The following is a 22,404-nucleotide window of genomic DNA, read 5'->3' on the forward strand; positions in this document are numbered from 1 at the left end:
GCTAGGTCATAAATAACATCATTATTCCCAGTCGTACTCACCACCAAGTTTTCATCGGTATTAGTGAAGTTAACTGTTTCACCCAACTTCACTTTATCTTCTGCTGTCGCTGTACCACCCGCATTTTGTGTGGTGATGTTGAAGCCTGTGTCTGTCAAATCAGTGCTCAGGTCATTCGCAACTTGCGCCACTTGGTCTTCTGTGGCCGCTTGACCACTGACAAACTTCTCTGGATCAAATTTCGTGTTAGTTAAGCCATTTACTGTGCCTGCCTTACCATTCACCGTCACTGGGCTCGCACCACCTACAGTGATGTTGTCGCCTGTGATGTTGGTGGTACCCGCGGTATCTTGAACAGTAATGATACCTGCGCCAATGCTGGTGCTGTTGCCAGCTTTATCTGCGATCTCAGCACCTTTGGCACCATAGCTTGCATTGTTGCCCTCTTGATCCGTGACATCTGTACCCGTTGCACTTGCAATGGTTTCGTTGCCGTCGACATCGCTATATGTACTGCTACCTGCAACAGATGTCGTGGTGTTACCCGCTGTATCTTCTAAGCTATTGCCCGTCGCTGTGCTGGTGTTGCTGTTACCCAATGTATCGGTTTGGCTGATGCTGTTGCCATCTACTTTACTGATACTGCCTGTCGTTGGATCCGTCGCTGTTAAGCTTTCAACACTGATGTCTTTGGCTAAGTCATAGATGATTTGGTTATCGTCATGCGTTGCAACCAAATTACCATCGGTATTGGTTACCGTAATCGCCTCACCCAACGCAACTGTATCTTCTGCAGCTGTGCCATCTTTGCTGTTGAGCTTCAGACCTGAAGTGATCAATTCAGATACTTGACCTTGGGTCGCCGCTTGACCTGCTGCTGTTGGATCAGTGTCATCAATATCATCAAGTGTTGTATTGGTTAAGCCTGTAATCACTCCGTCTTGACCATTGATCACTACTGGATTTGAACCTGCACCCACGGTGATGGTATCCGCACCGACCGTCGTCGTTGACTTGCCATCAGTGATGCTGTTACTGCCAGCCGTGATCGTGTTGGTGTTCGTCCCATCTGTAACTGTGGTACCGCCCGCTGTCGTCGTCGTGGTATTCGTACCATCGCTGATTTCCGCTTTGTCTGCACCGTAATTTGCTACGTTACCATCAGCATCTTTAACTTCTGTACCCGTTGCTGTCAGCTGAATACCTTCAACCAGCTCACCTGTGTCCGGATCAACTGTTCCAGCCGTCACGCTCTCAACACTGATGTCTTTGGCTAAGTCATAGATGATTTGGTTATCGTCATGCGTTGCAACCAAATTACCATCGGTATTGGTTACCGTAATCGCCTCACCCAACGCAACTGTATCTTCTGCAGCTGTGCCATCTTTGCTGTTGAGCTTCAGACCTGAAGTGATCAATTCAGATACTTGACCTTGGGTCGCCGCTTGACCTGCTGCTGTTGGATCAGTGTCATCAATATCATCAAGTGTTGTTATTGGTTAAGCCTGTAATCACTCCGTCTTGACCATTGATCACTACTGGATTTGAACCTGCACCCACGGTGATGGTATCCGCACCGACCGTCGTCGTTGACTTGCCATCAGTGATGCTGTTACTGCCAGCCGTGATCGTGTTGGTGTTCGTCCCATCTGTAACTGTGGTACCGCCCGCTGTCGTCGTCGTGGTATTCGTACCATCGCTGATTTCCGCTTTGTCTGCACCGTAATTTGCTACGTTACCATCAGCATCTTTAACTTCTGTACCCGTTGCTGTCAGCTGAATACCTTCAACCAGCTCACCTGTGTCCGGATCAACTGTTCCAGCCGTCACGCTCTCAACACTGATGTCTTTGGCTAAGTCATAGATGATTTGGTTATCGTCATGCGTTGCAACCAAATTACCATCGGTATTGGTTACCGTAATCGCCTCACCCAACGCAACTGTATCTTCTGCAGCTGTGCCATCTTTGCTGTTGAGCTTCAGACCTGAAGTGATCAATTCAGATACTTGACCTTGGGTCGCCGCTTGACCTGCTGCTGTTGGATCAGTGTCATCAATATCATCAAGTGTTGTGTTGGTTAAGCCTGTAATCACTCCGTCTTGACCATTGATCACCACTGGTTTTGAGCCTGCACCTACAGTAATCGTATCCGCACCGACTGTCGTTGCTGACTTGCCGTCAGTAATGCTGTTACTGCCAGCCGTGATCGTGTTGGTATTGGTGCCATCTGTGATTTTTGTACCGCCCGCTGTCGTCGTCGTGGTATTCGTACCATCGCTGATTTCCGCTTTGTCTGCACCGTAATTTGCTACGTTACCATCAGCATCTTTAACTTCTGTACCCGTTGCTGTCAGCTGACTACCTTCAACCAGCTCACCTGTGTCCGGATCAACTGTTCCAGCCGTTACGCTCTCAACACTGATGTCTTTGGCTAAGTCATAGATGATTTGGTTATCGTCATGCGTTGCAACCAAATTACCATCGGTATTGGTTACCGTAATCGCCTCACCCAACGCAACTGTATCTTCTGCAGCTGTGCCATCTTTGCTGTTGAGCTTCAGACCTGAAGTGATCAATTCAGATACTTGACCTTGGGTCGCCGCTTGACCTGCTGCTGTTGGATCAGTGTCATCAATATCATCAAGTGTTGTATTGGTTAAGCCTGTAATCACTCCGTCTTGACCATTGATCACTACTGGATTTGAACCTGCACCCACGGTGATGGTATCCGCACCGACCGTCGTCGTTGACTTGCCATCAGTGATGCTGTTACTGCCAGCCGTGATCGTGTTGGTGTTCGTCCCATCTGTAACTGTGGTACCGCCCGCTGTCGTCGTCGTGGTATTCGTACCATCGCTGATTTCCGCTTTGTCTGCACCGTAATTTGCTACGTTACCATCAGCATCTTTAACTTCTGTACCCGTTGCTGTCAGCTGAATACCTTCAACCAGCTCACCTGTGTCCGGATCAACTGTTCCAGCTGTTACGCTCTCAACACTGATGTCTTTGGCTAAGTCATAGATGATTTGGTTATCGTCATGCGTTGCAACCAAATTACCATCGGTATTGGTTACCGTAATCGCCTCACCCAACGCAACTGTATCTTCTGCAGCTGTGCCATCTTTGCTGTTGAGCTTCAGACCTGAAGTGATCAATTCAGATACTTGACCTTGGGTCGCCGCTTGACCTGCTGCTGTTGGATCAGTGTCATCAATATCATCAAGTGTTGTATTGGTTAAGCCAGTAATCACTCCGTCTTGACCATTGATCACTACTGGATTTGAACCTGCACCCACGGTGATGGTATCCGCACCGACCGTCGTCGTTGACTTGCCATCAGTGATGCTGTTACTGCCAGCCGTGATCGTGTTGGTGTTCGTCCCATCTGTAACTGTGGTACCGCCCGCTGTCGTCGTCGTGGTATTCGTACCATCGCTGATTTCCGCTTTGTCTGCACCGTAATTTGCTACGTTACCATCAGCATCTTTAACTTCTGTACCCGTTGCTGTCAGCTGACTACCTTCAACCAGCTCACCTGTGTCCGGATCAACTGTTCCAGCCGTTACGCTCTCAACACTGATGTCTTTGGCTAAGTCATAGATGATTTGGTTATCGTCATGCGTTGCAACCAAATTACCATCGGTATTGGTTACCGTAATCGCCTCACCCAACGCAACTGTATCTTCTGCAGCTGTGCCATCTTTGCTGTTGAGCTTCAGACCTGAAGTGATCAATTCAGATACTTGACCTTGGGTCGCCGCTTGACCTGCTGCTGTTGGATCAGTGTCATCAATATCATCAAGTGTTGTATTGGTTAAGCCTGTAATCACTCCGTCTTGACCATTGATCACTACTGGATTTGAACCTGCACCCACGGTGATGGTATCCGCACCGACCGTCGTCGTTGACTTGCCATCAGTGATGCTGTTACTGCCAGCCGTGATCGTGTTGGTGTTCGTCCCATCTGTAACTGTGGTACCGCCCGCTGTCGTCGTCGTGGTATTCGTACCATCGCTGATTTCCGCTTTGTCTGCACCGTAATTTGCTACGTTACCATCAGCATCTTTAACTTCTGTACCCGTTGCTGTCAGCTGAATACCTTCAACCAGCTCACCTGTGTCCGGATCAACTGTTCCAGCCGTCACGCTCTCAACACTGATGTCTTTGGCTAAGTCATAGATGATTTGGTTATCGTCATGCGTTGCAACCAAATTACCATCGGTATTGGTTACCGTAATCGCCTCACCCAACGCAACTGTATCTTCTGCAGCTGTGCCATCTTTGCTGTTGAGCTTCAGACCTGAAGTGATCAATTCAGATACTTGACCTTGGGTCGCCGCTTGACCTGCTGCTGTTGGATCAGTGTCATCAATATCATCAAGTGTTGTATTGGTTAAGCCTGTAATCACTCCGTCTTGACCATTGATCACTACTGGATTTGAACCTGCACCCACGGTGATGGTATCCGCACCGACCGTCGTCGTTGACTTGCCATCAGTGATGCTGTTACTGCCAGCCGTGATCGTGTTGGTGTTCGTCCCATCTGTAACTGTGGTACCGCCCGCTGTCGTCGTCGTGGTATTCGTACCATCGCTGATTTCCGCTTTGTCTGCACCGTAATTTGCTACGTTACCATCAGCATCTTTAACTTCTGTACCCGTTGCTGTCAGCTGAATACCTTCAACCAGCTCACCTGTGTCCGGATCAACTGTTCCAGCCGTCACGCTCTCAACACTGATGTCTTTGGCTAAGTCATAGATGATTTGGTTATCGTCATGCGTTGCAACCAAATTACCATCGGTATTGGTTACCGTAATCGCCTCACCCAACGCAACTGTATCTTCTGCAGCTGTGCCATCTTTGCTGTTGAGCTTCAGACCTGAAGTGATCAATTCAGATACTTGACCTTGGGTCGCCGCTTGACCTGCTGCTGTTGGATCAGTGTCATCAATATCATCAAGTGTTGTGTTGGTTAAGCCTGTAATCACTCCGTCTTGACCATTGATCACCACTGGTTTTGAGCCTGCACCTACAGTAATCGTATCCGCACCGACTGTCGTTGCTGACTTGCCGTCAGTAATGCTGTTACTGCCAGCCGTGATCGTGTTGGTATTGGTGCCATCTGTGATTTTTGTACCGCCCGCTGTCGTCGTCGTGGTATTCGTACCATCGCTGATTTCCGCTTTGTCTGCACCGTAATTTGCTACGTTACCATCAGCATCTTTAACTTCTGTACCCGTTGCTGTCAGCTGACTACCTTCAACCAGCTCACCTGTGTCCGGATCAACTGTTCCAGCCGTTACGCTCTCAACACTGATGTCTTTGGCTAAGTCATAGATGATTTGGTTATCGTCATGCGTTGCAACCAAATTACCATCGGTATTGGTTACCGTAATCGCCTCACCCAACGCAACTGTATCTTCTGCAGCTGTGCCATCTTTGCTGTTGAGCTTCAGACCTGAAGTGATCAATTCAGATACTTGACCTTGGGTCGCCGCTTGACCTGCTGCTGTTGGATCAGTGTCATCAATATCATCAAGTGTTGTATTGGTTAAGCCAGTAATCACTCCGTCTTGACCATTGATCACTACTGGATTTGAACCTGCACCCACGGTGATGGTATCCGCACCGACCGTCGTCGTTGACTTGCCATCAGTGATGCTGTTACTGCCAGCCGTGATCGTGTTGGTGTTCGTCCCATCTGTAACTGTGGTACCGCCCGCTGTCGTCGTCGTGGTATTCGTACCATCGCTGATTTCCGCTTTGTCTGCACCGTAATTTGCTACGTTACCATCAGCATCTTTAACTTCTGTACCCGTTGCTGTCAGCTGACTACCTTCAACCAGCTCACCTGTGTCCGGATCAACTGTTCCAGCCGTTACGCTCTCAACACTGATGTCTTTGGCTAAGTCATAGATGATTTGGTTATCGTCATGCGTTGCAACCAAATTACCATCGGTATTGGTTACCGTAATCGCCTCACCCAACGCAACTGTATCTTCTGCAGCTGTGCCATCTTTGCTGTTGAGCTTCAGACCTGAAGTGATCAATTCAGATACTTGACCTTGGGTCGCCGCTTGACCTGCTGCTGTTGGATCAGTGTCATCAATATCATCAAGTGTTGTATTGGTTAAGCCAGTAATCACTCCGTCTTGACCATTGATCACTACTGGATTTGAACCTGCACCCACGGTGATGGTATCCGCACCGACCGTCGTCGTTGACTTGCCATCAGTGATGCTGTTACTGCTAGCCGTGATCGTGTTGGTATTGGTACCATCGCTCAATTCTGCTTCGTCAGCACCATAGGTCGCGGTGTTACCCGCTGCATCTTTGACTTCAGTACCTGCTGCTGTCAGCTGGCTACCTTCGATCAAGTCACCAGTAGTCGGATCAACTGTTCCAGCCGTCACGCTGTCCACAACCACATTTTTATTTAATGCAATCGCTGCCTGGCCCTGTGTCACCGTCGTGGTGATATTGCTATCACCGACAATCGAAAGTTCGCTACCCAATGGATTGGTTGATGTACCTGTACCTGCATCTTTGAAAGTCAGCGGTTTAGCAATTTCTGTATTTAAGTTTGTTAATGCAGCACTAACATTATTCACTGCAGCATAAGCTGAGCCGTCTGTTTTATTGATCACATAATTTGGGTCACTAATCGTTCCAGTTAAAGGGTCATACTTACTTCCACCACCAATAATGCTAGCAATACCACCACCTAAGGTATCAATGGTTGTATCTAAGCCTAAAGCAACAGCATATAACTGACTGCCATTGATTGCATCAGTACTGCTTGCTGAAACAGCACCTGCCGCTAAATTTTTAATTTGGGACTCATACCCTGTACTACCCACTGATACTTGGCTTCCTGCCGCAATATTGGTCGAACCAGTAAAGCCTGAATAGGTTACCCCATTAATACTTGCAGACGTTTCTTTTGTTGCATTGGTATCGGTTTTTGCACCTGCACCTAATGCAACAGCACCTGCTTTAGACGCTGTAGCACCTAAACCTAAAGCAACAGATTTATCTACTGAAGCGACCGATTGCCCCCCAATTGCAATTGCATTTGTCGCACTTGCTTTAGCACCTGCAGTGGCATTACCGCCTATTGCAACAGCGCCCTCTTTATTAGCCGTAGTCTTAGCACTCAATCCTCCATTACCACCACCACCAAGTGCAACAGCGTATTGAGCATCTGCATTGGTATTGTTACCTACAGCTACAGAGCTTTGACCATTTGCTACAGCAGCCATCCCTATAGCAACGGCATTTTGCGCTGAACTCACGCTACGCCCAATTGCAACGGCATCTTTCGCTGAAGCTGTCGCACCTGAACCTATTGCATTCGCACCATCTGCTGTTGCAATACTGCTATAACCAACAGCTGTAGCATTGTTGTCTGTGGCAATAGCAGAACCCATAGATAATGCTGTATAAACACTGTTTGCCTCATCAGCAGTTAAAGTTTTTGTACCTAATTTTCCAGCTGTAATTTTTCCCGTTTCGTCAACGTCAAATTCAAAAGCTGTAGATGCTAAACCATTATTGGTAAATGAACCCGATACTTTACTTGCTGTACCAGCTGTGTACTTAGCATCTACTTTGATAGCTCTAAAACCAATATTATCTGTCCCTAAAACTTTAAAATCTTTGATAGCAGCACCTGCACTCATTGCAGTTGAGCCTGTACCTAATGCTGATGTGCCTGCTCCAACAGCTGCAGATCCAGCCCCCAATGATGATGCATTAAAACCAATAGCAGTCGCCTGATTATTTGAAGTCTTAGCATTTGAACCAATCGCGGTTTGGTTTAGCCCTTTAGTATATGTGTTTGTCCCAATGGCTATTGAATTTCCATTGTCTGTAGTACCTGAGCCTACACCGACTTCTGCTTTGGCATTGGTACCAATTGCGATATTATCTTTTGAAATGGCGCTTGCATTAACACCAATTGCAATAGCATTGGCACCTTTTGCACCTTTGTTATCATAGTTCTGAGATGCTGTATCTGTATTATTAACACTAAAGAAATGAGTCGCTCCTGCCTTTAACTGTGCAACATTCACTGCATCTGTATCGTTCGTACCTGCCGCCAAGCCTGTTATTTGACGAGTGGTTGTTCCCCCACCTATCGCGACCGCACCTGATGTACTTGCCCATGTCGAACCTGTCAGGGTAGTTTCTTGTCCTGTTATCGGATCAATCCCTTTCTGACCAATAATACGGTCAGAGATTGAATTTTCACCCAAAGCAACGCCACCTTTTTCAGTTACGCTGGCTTTGTTACCTAAAGCGACTGCGCCACTTACATCCTTGGTATCGGCTCCACTATCATCTGTACCTAGATTAATATTATTACCTAAGGCAAATGCATTAGAAGTTGTAGATCCAATGGTATTGTTATTACCCACCGAATAAGAATTTTCGCCTTTGATAATACTCGGGTCACCAATCGCACCCGAATTTTTACCAGAAACTATATTGCCAGTACCAATACTGATCGCGTTTTCAGCCAATGCTTGCGCACCACTACCCAAAGCAATAGTGTTTAGCGCATTTGCCAAAGAGCTTGAACCTAAAACAATTGAGTTTTCACCTGAGCTTTCAGCCCCTTGCCCCATCACAATGGCTGCAATAGCTGCATCTAGCGCTTTAACCCCTTTACCAATGGCAATTGAATTATTGGCTGACGTACTCGCTTCATTACCAATAGCAATACTATCGTTTCCGTTAGTCACTTCAGCAAATTTGCCCAATGCTAAGTTGTTATTACCATTGCTTACAATTGCGCCATAACCAATCATGACATTGGTATCACCTGAACCACCACCTGTTCCAGCAAAGGTTCCGAGCATGACATTATCGTCACCTACATATGCAACACCTGCTTGGGAACCCAACATCATATTGCCAGAACCTTGAGATGCTAAACCGGCTGAGTTAGAACCGATCATCATGTTATTGGAACCCGCAGAATTTCGACCTGCTTCAGATCCTATATAAATGCCAAAAGTATCAGAATCATCTGTATTTTCTGATCCTGGTGCTTGAGTAAGAGTATTTGGAGTGGGACCTGCTCTTTCACCAATTGCAATCACATAAGGCGAATTCGCTATTGCAGAATCACCAATGGCAATCCCATTTTCTGCTTTGGCTTGCGCACGTACCCCTATGGCAATTGCATTTAGTCCTGTAGCCCCATTGTTATAATAATTATCAAGAGTCGAATCATTATTATTCACACTAAAGAAGTGTGTTAATCCGGAATTTAACGAAGAGATTGCTGCACTTAAGGTGGAAACTTCAGCACCATTAATGGTGAAGCTTGGGTCACTAATCGTTCCAGTTACAGGGTCATACTTACTTCCGCCACCAATAAGACTGGCAACTTTAGTCCCTAATGTATCTGTGACAGTATCTAAGCCCAGTGCAACGGCGTACAACTGACTCCCGTTGATTGCATCAGTGCTGCTTGCTGAAACGGCGCCTGCCGCAACGTTCTTAATTTGGGACTCATAGCCTGTACTACCCACTGATACCTGGCTTCCTTCAGCCAAATTGGTTGAACCAGTAAAGCCTGAATACGTTACCCCATTAATACTTGCAGACGTTTCTTTCGTTGCATTGGTATCAGTTTTTGCACCTGCACCTAAAGCAACTGCCCCGTCTTTAGAGGCTGTAGCACCTACACCCAAAGCAACAGAGGTAACACCTTTGGCGTTTGATCTTGTACCAAATGCTGTAGCTAAGTCACCAGCTGTTGCTTGAATACCAACAGCGACTGAGCCTTCTCCGGATACTGTAGCAACGTACAAATTATTTTTATCAACAAGGTTATCCCCTGTTAATGTTTTGTAGGTATTTGCAATAGTGGATGTATTGAGCTGAGTGTTTACATTATCTATGTAACCTGAAACAGCTAATAAATCATCCCCCCCTATGGAAATTGAAGAATTACCTTCAGCAATCGTATTCGCACCTATAGCAATAGATTGATCACCTATAACAGAAGTTGCGTAGCCAATTGAAATCGCTTGGTTAGATGTGCTTGAACTCGTTGCTTTTCCACCAATACTGACGCCTCTATTGTGCGCTAACGATTCTGCACCTAAAGCAATACCTGCTTCACCACTTATTGAAGATGAACCTGTTCCAATTGCAACAGATTTATTGGCTGAAGCGACCGATTGCCCCCCAATTGCAATTGCATTTGTCGCACTTGCTTTAGCACCTGCAGTGGCATTACCGCCTAGGGCTAGAGCACCATCTGCTGTTGCTTGAGTAACACTAGTACCACCCGAACCAATCGCAGTTGAGTAAGCACCCGAAGCTACGTTTCCAGAGCCAATCGCAGTTGCTTTCGTTTTTTGTGCTTTACTGACCGCACCAATCGCTACGCCACCCTCAGCGCTCTGAGTTGCGGTTCCAATGATGGCACCTCGGCCAAATGCAAAGCTGTCCGTAGAGTTTTGATTAATAACAATATCAGCACCAATCGCGACTGCATAACGTGAACCACCATTAATGGTTAAATTATCACCAATACCGACTGCATGTGAACTCGTTGTAGTTCCATACATTTTACCGCCGTCATTTAAGTCAGCTAAAGTACTCGGGTTGTTATTATTTAAAATACTAATCCGATTACCAATGGCAACCGAAGAGCCTGACACAACTTTATTTGTAGAACCCAATGAAGTTGAATAGCGAGCAACGACACTTCCATTATAACTTTCGCCTAAATCGCCAAAACTGATCGTTGTACCATCTGTACTTACACCGCCTAATGATATTGCGTTATTTCCAACAGCATTTGAGTTATTACCAAGCGCAATTGAGTTTTCACCGCTAGCTGCTGCTTTATTGCTAGTAGAGCTTCCTAGAGCAACGCCTGTTGCTGATGCTGTACCATATGCTGTACCAGTATTCGCACTGCCACTTATCCAAGCCGCACCCGCATCAGCACTAAAGGTCACCATCAAGCCAATACTTGCTGTGCCTACAATCGCTTTGACTTTAGAAGACTTTGTTTTACCTTTGGCTAACTCTGAAACAGCCACCCACGTTCCTAAAGCAGCGTTCCAAATCACTTTATAGATCTTGTTCATTTTTTTATTCCCATGGGTACTGTTTATTTGTTCACTTTTTTCAAATTTTGAATTGTTTAATTTTTAAAAAGTGTTTTAGATATTTCTTTGCTTAAAATTTAACATCAAACCAACACTATTTACAACAAAAAGCACACCACAGTTCACATTTTTTCATTATTTAATAATAACTTAATTATACCTTAATTAAAAATTAACCAATAACTTTCTTTATATATTACAAATAGTTAAATTTTTTTAATACATTCGTCACATTTATCTATTTTTTAAAATAATGAGAATTATTTAACAAAAATAGTTGACTATTATAGTTTTAAATTCACATGAAAAGATCGAGTTTAAATGGCCTGAGATAATCCTAGATTTAATTCACAGCACTTTTAAGGCTTTGCTATAATGTCAGCAGTTTTATATTGAGTTTGTCATATTGAAAATCATCTTTGCAGGTACGCCTGAATTTGCAGCAAGTGCTTTAGCCGCTTTACTAAACACTGAACACGACATTGTCGCTGTATATACTCAGCCTGACCGCAAAGCTGGACGTGGACAAAAGTTAACGGCATCTGCGGTAAAACAACTCGCACTCGAACACAATCTCCCTGTCTATCAACCGCTTCATTTCAAAGCCTCAACTGAAGAAGGTCTCGCTGCACAAAAAGAATTGGCAGATTTAAATGCAGACGTGATGGTGGTTGCCGCTTACGGCCTGATCTTGCCTCAAGCAGTACTAGATACACCTAAATACGGCTGTCTAAATATTCATGGTTCACTATTGCCACGTTGGCGTGGTGCTGCACCGATTCAACGTGCCATTAGCTCAGGCGATGCTGAGACGGGCGTGACCATTATGAAAATGGCAGCAGGACTCGACACCGGCGACATGATGTTGAAAACCCTCTGTCCAATTGAAGCGACCGATACCTCTGCAAGCTTGCATGATAAACTTGCTCAACAAGGTGCTGAGGCTCTGGTACAGGTTTTAGACACTGAAGCAACCTTGCAACATTATTTAGAAACACGTGAAGTCCAAGACGAAGCATTGACCGTCTATGCCCATAAGCTCAGCAAAGCCGAAGCACAAATTGACTGGACGCAAGCTGCTGAAGTTATTGACCGAAATATTCGTGCATTCAATCCTTGGCCAGTGGCATTTACCCCAATTGATGAGACCAATAACTTACGGGTTTGGAATTCATCCGTGTCTACGCACACCTCAGCAAGTGCTCAAGCCGGTGAAGTGATTGCGCTCGACAAAAACGGCGTACATGTCATGTGTGGAGATGGCAAAGCCGTCTGCATCACCAACTTACAATGGCCGGGTGGTAAAGCCTTAAATGCCGTACAAATTAATCAAACTCAAAAATTATCTCTAGGACATCTATTCGCATGAGCCAAATTCAATCTGCAAAACATCTGAATTTGCGTGCACAAGTCGTGAAGACGCTGATTGCTGTCCAAAATGGTCAGTCATTGGCTTCGGTTTTAAATCAGCACATTAGTATCGTGTCTGAACGTGACCGTGGTCTGTACCATGAATTAACGCTCGGTTGTTTACGCCAGTGGCATGCTTTAAAAGCCATTACTTTGCCACTTTTGACCAAACCATTAGACAATGAAGCGGTTGAAAGCTGTCTGTACTTAGGTTTGTATCAAATTTTATGTACCCGTGTGCCTGCCCATGCAGCCATTTCAGAAACCGTGACTGCAGCAAAGCAATTGGGCTATGAACCCTTAAGTGGTTTAGTCAATGCGATTCTGCGCCGTGTTTCACGTGAAACTGAAGATTTTATGGCGGGTTTAGAACAAGCGCACGGTTTACCCAGCTGGTTAGGCAAACGCTTAAAGAAAGATTGGCAAGATGATTTCGATACCATCGCGCATAATCTTAAACAAATTGCCCCACTCACTTTACGTGTAAACACCAATCAAGTCAGCCGTGCAGAATACTTCGAGATTTTGGAAGAAGATGGTTATGAAGCCCATCTGTGCGAATTATCTCAAGATGGAATCGTGCTCGATCAAAACGTACATATTCCAAACTTGCCCGGTTTTGAAGAAGGCGGTTTCTCGGTACAAGATGAACATGCCCAGCTCTGTGTCACCCTTCTACCAAATCTTGAAGATCAAGTGGTGGTGGATGCCTGTGCTGCACCGGGTGGAAAAACCGCGCATATTTTAGAGAAATACACGCCGAAAAAATTATACGCCATTGATCAAGATCAAAAGCGTTTACTCCGTGTCTCTGAAAACCTTGAGCGTCTTGCTTTAACCGGTTATGCCGATGTGGAAATTTTGGCTGCTGATGCCAGCACATGGACAGCACCTGAACCTGTCGATTGTATCGTCCTTGATGCACCATGTTCAGCAATTGGGGTACTGCGTCGTCATCCAGATATTCGTTTGCTTCGTCAATCGACGGACATTGCCAAAACCGTCGAATTGCAAAAGCAAATTTTAGACAATATGTGGAAGCAACTGAAAGTCGGTGGCACGTTGCTGTACATCACCTGTTCGATTTTAAAAGCAGAAAATGAACAACAAATGGTGAATTTCTTTGCTGAACATGCCGATGCCAAAGAATCTAAGATTGACGCAACATGGGGCATCGAACAGATTCATGGACGTCAATTGTTCCCTGAAAATGATCGTGGTGATGGCTTCTATTACTGCCGTATTGAAAAAATTTAAATTCTTCACTTAAATCGATTCAGTCAAAAAAAGGAACCTTCAAGGTTCCTTTTTTTTATGTTGAAAAGGTTTTAATCTTCAACTTCTTCTGGGTTTTTAGCCAAATGCATGATCGCTAAAATTAAGCCGCCCCATAACAAAGTGGTCGACAGAATTAACATGATTAGTGCTTGTGAGTTCATCTTATTTCTCCTGCTCTGAAGGTTCTTTATCTTTCAGCATGCTACAAATCACCGCACCCAAAATAAAGAAGGCCAAAGTGCCCCCACCGACCAACCATAAAGTACTTGCAGCATAGTCACCATAACCATCACGAATAATCGAATTGATGGTTAAACACAGTGCCACCAACAATGACAATGGTGTCACCACAGTCAACAAGAAGTTCCAACTTGCGCCTAATTTGATACTCGCATATTGGTTCACATGATCTTTGAGTTGTTGTAGCAATGGACGACGGAACCATGACAGCAAAATAATTGACAACAAACCACCACCGACAATGCCAATGTTATTGGCGAAGTAATCGATCACATCCACAAAGGTAATGGCACTATGGCTTGAGAATAGTAAAGTTGAAATAACCGCTGAACCACCTGCAATGATCGTCACAGATTTCTTCAGAGACCAACCTAATTTATCTTGGAATGCCGCAATCGGCACTTGCAAGATACTCACCATAGAGGTAATCCCTGCCACGGTTAAAGACGCAAAGAATAAGAAACCGAATAAGTCGCCCCCTGCCCCCATACTGGAAATAATTTTCGGGAAAGCAATAAAGGCAAGACCAATACCGCCTGATACCACATCTTCAACCGAAGACCCTGCGCTATACGCCATAAAGCCCAAGGCAGCAAATACCCCAATCCCGGCTAAAATTTCAAAAGATGAGTTTGCCAAAGCCACCACAATCCCAGAACCGGTCATATTGGTTTTTGGCTTGAGGTAGGATGCATAGGTCAGCATGATCCCGAAGCCTACAGACAACGAGAAGAAGATATGACCAAAGGCTGCCAACCACACTTTATAGTTGGTCATGGCTTCCCAATTCGGGGTAAAGAAAGCATTTAAGCCATCCACTGCACCCGGCAAACGCACCGCTTGAATCACTAAAATGGTAAACAAAATCACCAACAGCGGCATAAAGATTTTATTGGCCAATTCCACCCCACGACGTACCCCGCCATAGAGAATGAACATCACCACTGCCCAAACGATAACTAAACCAAAGAATAAGGTCGGGACAAAACCAAACTGTAAGCCCTCACCATTTTGTAAGTAGGTTTTAAAGAAAAAGTTCTGCGTATCTGTGCCCCACTTTTGACCGAAGGAGTAGAACATGTAGCTCCCCGCCCATGACAAAACACTGGCATAGTAAATCCCAATGATCAGGGTCACCATCACCTGCCACCAACCTAAGGATTCAGCGTTCATCAATTTTTTATAAGCGGTTGGTGGGGCTTTGCGGAACTTGTGTCCAACGGCATAGTCAAGAAACAGTAAAGGTAAACCTGCGGCAAAAATCGCAATCAAATACGGAATAAGAAATGCGCCTCCACCATTTTCATATGCAACGTAAGGAAAACGCCAAATATTACCCAAACCTACAGCGGAGCCAATTGCTGCAATAATAAAACCTGATCGCGCGGACCAATTTTCGCGTTTATCTGTCATAAAACACCCAATATGCCTTCGCATATTTCTGCCGCTTATTGTGTTTATATACTCACGAGCAAAAACTGCTTAAATTAATTTTGTTGTTTGAATAAGACATTGACCTTGTGGGTTCTTCATTCCAAGTTCAAACCAGTTTTTAGCCCTGCTCTACTTTAAAGAAACAGGGATAAAAAACTGTTTAATAAACTAACAATACCTGTTTTTGAATTTTAATTCTTTCTTTTTACTAATGAATAATTAAATAATTCATTCTAAATAGTTTTGTTTGATCGTTTTTTGACATGATTATTTAGTTTTATGGCATAGAGTGCAGCACAACATGGTTTAGATTCTGAGTTTTCCGGCAGAAATACGATAATGCCCAATGATTTTATAGGCCTGCAAAATGTCATTTTCCACAGTGCCATTGCCAATATTGTGAATAATCAATGGTGTTTTATTGCTGGCATTCTTCTTATTCGACACAATCCCAATATGGGTTAAACCATTGCCTAAATCCCATGCCACAATATCTCCTGCTAAGAACTTTGCATCCTTAACCTCATAACCCTGTCGTTTAAAGTAAGTCATGATATTCGGCACACGACGATGATCAATATTTGAATCAGGCGCTTTCAACCCCCACTTTTGTGGATAGCGCTTAAAATTCGCTTTCATATCTTCATGAATTTGCTGTTGTAGATCAATCCCCTGTAGGCGCAATGCACGCACAATCACATCGGTACAGACGCCTTTAATCAAGGGAACATCCCCTAGGGGATAACTCAATTCACTATACGCCGGATCATAAAACAGGGTCATGCCAATCTGCTTTCGTGCATCGGTCACCAATAGCGTCTGACTAAAGGCCAATGCCTTTAAGGGCACACACAGCACAGATAAAATAAAGATCAATCCAGCCCATCGGTTTGAAAAGATTTGCTTAATCATAACCACCTGATTCTCATTTTTTCTCAATCTTAACATTAAAAAAGGAGCCGAAGCTCCTTGATGATACCGATCAAATTGCAAGCATAACTTACTGCTTAATCGCCAATAAACGTTCTTCCTGCATATCTCGAATCGCAGATTGAATCCCCTCTCGACCCAATCCGGAATCTTTCACGCCACCATACGGCATATTGTCAACACGGAAAGAAGGAATGTCATTGATAATCACACCCCCGACTTGCAAATGCTCCCATGCATACAGCATTTTATTGAGGTTTTGGGTATACACACCTGCCTGTAAACCAAAGCGACTGCTGTTGATTTTCTGAATGCCTTTTTCAAAAGATGTGTATTTTTCTAAAATCGCCACAGGACCAAAGACTTCATCTTTATAGACTTCGAGTTCTTCTTTCACGCCTTCGACTAAAGTCGGCTCAAACAACACCCCTGAAACTTGCCCACCGGCTAAAACTTTAGTGCCCTTTTTGACTGCTTTATCGAGCCATTTTTTTAAACGCTGCGCTTCATCTTCTTTGATCATCGGCCCCACTAAAGTACTGGCTAAATCAGGATCAGAGGCTTTAAGTGACTTAAGTTTAGCAATCAGCTTTTTCTTCAACGCAGTATAAATATCGGCGTGCGCCAAGATGCGTTGCACACTAATACAGACTTGTCCTGCATGACCATAGGCACCACTAATCAAACGATCGACCAAGGCATCATTCATTTCAGTATCAGGCTCAATCAGTACCGCTGCGTTGCCACCGAGTTCTAAGGTCACTTTCTTACGCCCTGCACGGGCTTTCATATCCCAACCCACCACGTCTGAGCCAGTAAAGCTCAGCAACTTAAAGCGATCATCCGTGACCAAGATATCCGCTTGTTCACGAGGACATGGCAAAATTGAAAATGCGCCTTTGGGTAAATCGGTCTGCGCCAAGACTTCTGCAATTTTAAGTGCAGAAACAGGGGTCAAACTTGCCGGTTTCAAAACAAAAGGACAGCCTGCGGCAATGGCCGGTGCAATTTTATGTGCAGTTAAATTTAAGGGAAAGTTAAATGGACTGATCAATGACACAGCACCGATCGGCACATGTTTCACCATGCCTGTATAGGCTGATGCCGCTTGGGTCACTGCCAATGGAATCAAACGCCCATCATCCAGTTGGGTTACTGCATCGGCTGCAATTTGAAAGGTATTAATTAAACGCTCAACTTCAGCCGCGGCCGCAGTACGAGGTTTACCCCCTTCAGCAATGAGAATCTCGGTCAACTCTTCACGTTGCTGATTGAATTGAGCCACACAATCCAACAATATCTTTTGTTTTTGAAACGGTTTGAGCTGCGCCATCTCGTGTTCAGCGTTCACCGCAGATTGAATCGCTTGCTCTAAAATTTCATCATTGGCCAATGCCACTTGGGCATACACTTCACCACTATATTTGTGTTTGACCTCAAGCCATTTTCCCGAAAATATAGGCTTTCCCGCAACATATAGCGGAAACTCTAAAGTGTTTGCTTTAATCTCGGTATTCGAAGCTGTATGAGACGATTTTTGCACTTTTGGTTTTTTTTGCTTTAACTTTTCTACTGGTTTAGACGCTTTGGCCATGACTCAAACCCATCCTGATCAATTGAATTACCATGAGCCTATCATGCGCTGATATGAAAAAGAAATGGAATGGATTTCAGTAATTTTTGGTGTTATAAGAAAAAATGAATTAAACAATGAAGCTATATTTGTCAAATCTGACTGTTATTCAATCAACTTTTATCTAAGCAACTTTGATCAATCACCTATAACAATCTGTACAAATTAAACCCCATTACAATAACAAGCTCATCATAAGCACAGATATTGTTATTCAATAAATAAAATTTCAAAGAGTTAGCGATTTTTGTACGCTCTCACCTACATCAATCAACGTTTTTTTCGACTTTTTAATGCTCAGCGATTACCCTATTCTATCTTTATCAGGAGACAGGATGTTTCCCAAACCTAAAACAACAATCATAAGTTTGTGCATCAGGACGTGAGATCAAACAGGAGTCAGATCTAAACAACCTATATAAAAAAGCCCCAACAGGACGTTGGGGCTTTTTTAATGACTGTATTTGATATATTTCTGCGATTCGTACCGAAATTTTGCTTTTCAACTTTCTTTTCGGCATAAAAAAACACCCTGCTCGATAGAGTCAGGGTGTTTTTAGGAATAATGAGCTGGCGATGACTTACTCTCACATGGGTAACCCCACACTACCATCAGCGCTAAGAGGTTTCACTTCTGAGTTCGGGAAGGGATCAGGTGGTTCACTCTTGCTATTGTCGCCAGCACAACTGTTGTGACTTTGCATTTGGTCTTATATCGAAATCATCTCTCTTGCGAAACGATGTTTCTCATTGCCGTTGCTTGGTCAAAGAAGTTATTAACAGAAGTACTTGAGTTGAATTAAGTTTGCTTAGTTTAACTAGCTTGATCACTAAATCAAGGTGTTTTGTAGAATATCGAATCAACTGATGCTTTATACAACAACTGTTTGGGTGTTGTATAGTCAAGCCTCACGAGTAATTAGTATTGGTCAGCTTCACATATCACTATGCTTCCACATCCAACCTATCAACGTTGTAGTCTTCAACGGCTCTTTAGAGGACATATAGTCCTAGGGAAATCTAATCTTGAGGTAGGCTTCCCGCTTAGATGCTTTCAGCGGTTATCCCTTCCGAACATAGCTACCCGGCGATGCGACTGGCGTCACAACCGGTACACCAGAGGTTCGTCCACTCTGGTCCTCTCGTACTAGGAGCAGATCCTCTCAAATTTCCAACGCCCACGGTAGATAGGGACCGAACTGTCTCACGACGTTCTAAACCCAGCTCGCGTACCTCTTTAAATGGCGAACAGCCATACCCTTGGGACCTGCTTCAGCCCCAGGATGAGATGAGCCGACATCGAGGTGCCAAACACCGCCGTCGATATGAACTCTTGGGCGGTATCAGCCTGTTATCCCCAGAGTACCTTTTATCCGTTGAGCGATGGCCCTTCCATACAGAACCACCGGATCACTAAGACCTACTTTCGTACCTGCTCGACTTGTGGGTCTCGCAGTTAAGCGCGCTTTTGCCTTTATACTCTACGCGTGATTTCCGACCACGCTGAGCGCACCTTCGTACTCCTCCGTTACTCTTTAGGAGGAGACCGCCCCAGTCAAACTACCCACCAGACATGGTCCTCGCTCCAGATCATGGAGCAGAGTTAGAACCTCAATATTACCAGGGTGGTATTTCAAGATTGGCTCCACTAGAACTGGCGTCCTAGTTTCAAAGCCTCCCACCTATCCTACACAAGTAAGATCAAAGTTCAATGTCAAGCTGCAGTAAAGGTTCACGGGGTCTTTCCGTCTAGCCGCGGGTACACCGCATCTTCACGGCGAATTCGATTTCACTGAGTCTCTGCTGGAGACAGCGCCCCCATCATTATGCCATTCGTGCAGGTCGGAACTTACCCGACAAGGAATTTCGCTACCTTAGGACCGTTATAGTTACGGCCGCCGTTTACTGGGGCTTCGATCAAGAGCTTCGCTTACGCTAACCCCATCAATTAACCTTCCAGCACCGGGCAGGCATCACACCCTATACGTCCACTTTCGTGTTTGCAGAGTGCTATGTTTTTAATAAACAGTTGCAGGGGCCTGGTTTCTGTGGCTGTCAATAGCTCAGGAAGCAAGTTCCATCACCGTCGACAGCGTACCTTCTCCCGAAGTTACGGTACCATTTTGCCTAGTTCCTTCAGCAGAGTTCTCTCAAGCGCTTTGGTCTACTCGACCTGACCACCTGTGTCGGTTTCGGGTACGATTCCTGTGTAACTGAAGCTTAGAGACTTTTCCTGGAAGTATGGTATCAGCCACTTCGCTGTACAAGTACAGCTTGCTATCAACTCTCAGCATAGAGCACCCCGGATTTGCCTAAGATGCATGCCTACTGTCTTTCACCTGGACAACCAACGCCAGGCTGACTTAACCTTCTCCGTCCTCTCATCGCATTACACAGAAGTATTGGAATATTAACCAATTTCCCATCGACTACGCCTTTCGGCCTCGCCTTAGGGGTCGACTCACCCAGCCCGATTAACGTTGGACTGGAACCCTTGGTCTTTCAGCGAACGAGTTTTTCACTCGTTTTGTCGTTACTCACGTCAGCATTCGCACTTCTGATACCTCCAGCAGACTTCTCAATCCACCTTCATCGGCTTACAGAACGCTCCCCTACCACTTGCAATAAATTGCAAATCCGCAGCTTCGGCATGTAGTTTTAGCCCCGTTACATCTTCCGCGCAGGCCGACTCGACTAGTGAGCTATTACGCTTTCTTTAAAGGGTGGCTGCTTCTAAGCCAACCTCCTAGCTGTCTATGCCTTCCCACATCGTTTCCCACTTAACTACAATTTTGGGGCCTTAGCTGGCGGTCTGGATTGTTTTCCTCTTGACTACGGACGTTAGCACCCGCAGTCTGTCTCCCGGATAGTACTCATTGGTATTCGGAGTTTGCATCGGTTTGGTAAGTCGGGATGACCCCCTAGCCGAAACAGTGCTCTACCCCCAATGGTATTCGTCCGAGGCGCTACCTAAATAGCTTTCGGGAGAACCAGCTATCACCAGGCTTGATTAGCCTTTCACCCCTATCCACAAGTCATCCCCTGGCTTTTCAACGACAGTGGGTTCGGTCCTCCAGTTAGTGTTACCCAACCTTCAACCTGCTCATGGATAGATCGCCTGGTTTCGGGTCTACACCCAGCAACTAAACGCCCTATTAAGACTCGATTTCTCTACGGCTCCCCTATGCGGTTAACCTTGCTACTGAATGTAAGTCGCTGACCCATTATACAAAAGGTACGCAGTCACCGAACAAGTCGGCTCCCACTGCTTGTATGCATGCGGTTTCAGGATCTATTTCACTCCCCTCACAGGGGTTCTTTTCGCCTTTCCCTCACGGTACTGGTTCACTATCGGTCAGTCAGGAGTATTTAGCCTTGGAGGATGGTCCCCCCATATTCAGACAAGGTTTCACGTGCCTCGCCCTACTCGACATCATCATATCAGCCCTTTCGTGTACAGGACTATCACCCACTATGGTTGCACTTCCCAGAGCATTCCACTAAAACTGATATGACTTAATGGGCTTTTCCCGTTCGCTCGCCGCTACTAAGGGAATCTCAATTGATTTCTTTTCCTAAGGGTACTGAGATGTTTCACTTCCCCTCGTTCGCCTTGCAACACTATGTATTCATGTTGCAATACCTACCTTATGGTAAGTGGGTTTCCCCATTCAGAAATCTCCGGATCACAGGATATTTGCCGCCTCCCCGGAGCTTATCGCAGGCTATTACGTCTTTCATCGCCTCTGACTGCCAAGGCATCCACCACATGCACTTAATTACTTGACTATACAACCCCAAACAGTCGTTAACCCTTACAAGCGGGGTTAGCAACAGAACATGTCTTTCAACACGCTCATACAGTTGGCGTCTGTGCATTTAAGCACTGTACAGCTTCAATTAGATTCATATACCAAAACGCTTGATTCAGTTAATTTCGCTAGTTCTCATTTCAATCACTTCAACAATCAATCTTACGATTTCTTGTTTCCGCTTTTGGAATAAGTTAAACAATTAATTTCAACTCAAATATATTCTGTTAATGATTGTCTACGTCCTCATCGGAGCGTAGCAACTGTGATAAATCACAGAAGTTAACAAGACGCGCATTATACGCAGTTTCTTACTAATTTCTATAATCTAACCAACTGATCGCTTACTCAGTGCTCGAAGTATAACTTCTCGCTTAAATTTTAAGGAAAAGCAGTGCTTTTCTGATCTTAAAATTTGGTGGAGACTAGGAGAGTCGAACTCCTGACCTCCTGCGTGCAAAGCAGGCGCTCTACCAACTAAGCTAAGTCCCCAGCTTATCATATAGATTCGATATATCTTCTGTTCTG

The 22,404-nt window shown here is 45.0% G+C and carries 7 protein-coding genes, 1 tRNA gene and 2 rRNA genes; 2 read left to right on the top strand and 8 right to left on the bottom strand.

Translation table 11 applies throughout. The features are described 5' to 3' along the window. Positions 1-1,482: 1,482 nt before the first annotated feature. Positions 1,483-11,118 carry an ESPR-type extended signal peptide-containing protein gene (locus G8D99_RS15325; protein WP_166327358.1) on the bottom strand — a complete coding sequence of 3,212 codons (9,636 nt, stop codon included), beginning with the start codon at positions 11,116-11,118 and terminating at the stop codon, positions 1,483-1,485. 427 nt (positions 11,119-11,545) lie between these two features. Here G8D99_RS15325 and fmt point away from each other — a divergent pair, with 427 nt between their 5' ends. Next, on the top strand, positions 11,546-12,508 hold the full coding sequence (fmt, locus tag G8D99_RS15330) for a methionyl-tRNA formyltransferase (protein WP_166327360.1): 963 nt from the start codon (positions 11,546-11,548) through the stop codon (positions 12,506-12,508). After that, positions 12,505-13,806, top strand: coding sequence for a 16S rRNA (cytosine(967)-C(5))-methyltransferase RsmB (gene rsmB / locus G8D99_RS15335; protein ID WP_166327362.1), 1,302 nt, complete (start codon positions 12,505-12,507; stop codon positions 13,804-13,806). The genes fmt and rsmB overlap by 4 nt, the downstream gene beginning before the upstream one ends. A 71-nt stretch (positions 13,807-13,877) precedes the next feature. Here the strand turns inward: rsmB and G8D99_RS15340 are convergent, their stop codons facing one another. From G8D99_RS15340 to G8D99_RS15370, 7 genes are all read right to left on the bottom strand, one after another. Next, positions 13,878-13,988 carry a methionine/alanine import family NSS transporter small subunit gene (locus G8D99_RS15340; protein ID WP_166327364.1) on the bottom strand — a complete coding sequence of 37 codons (111 nt, stop codon included), beginning with the start codon at positions 13,986-13,988 and terminating at the stop codon, positions 13,878-13,880. A 1-nt stretch (position 13,989) separates the two neighbouring features. After that, positions 13,990-15,480: a sodium-dependent transporter gene (locus G8D99_RS15345; protein ID WP_166327366.1), complete on the bottom strand. Its 1,491-nt coding sequence runs from the start codon at positions 15,478-15,480 to the stop codon at positions 13,990-13,992. A 327-nt stretch (positions 15,481-15,807) separates the two neighbouring features. Then, complete coding sequence (locus tag G8D99_RS15350) at positions 15,808-16,419, bottom strand: DUF1287 domain-containing protein (protein WP_406741500.1); 612 nt, start codon at positions 16,417-16,419, stop codon at positions 15,808-15,810. Between the two features lie 82 nt (positions 16,420-16,501). Further along, on the bottom strand, positions 16,502-18,025 hold the full coding sequence (locus G8D99_RS15355) for an aldehyde dehydrogenase family protein (protein WP_166327370.1): 1,524 nt from the start codon (positions 18,023-18,025) through the stop codon (positions 16,502-16,504). Between the two features lie 607 nt (positions 18,026-18,632). Then, positions 18,633-18,747: ribosomal RNA gene (rrf, locus tag G8D99_RS15360) — 5S ribosomal RNA — on the bottom strand. A 215-nt stretch (positions 18,748-18,962) separates the two neighbouring features. Then, positions 18,963-21,853, bottom strand: a 23S ribosomal RNA gene (locus G8D99_RS15365). Between the two features lie 439 nt (positions 21,854-22,292). Next, positions 22,293-22,368: transfer RNA gene (locus G8D99_RS15370), tRNA-Ala, on the bottom strand. Positions 22,369-22,404: the final 36 nt, after the last annotated feature.

The sequence above is a fragment of the Acinetobacter lanii genome, from assembly GCF_011578285.1.
GTDB lineage: Bacteria > Pseudomonadota > Gammaproteobacteria > Pseudomonadales > Moraxellaceae > Acinetobacter > Acinetobacter lanii.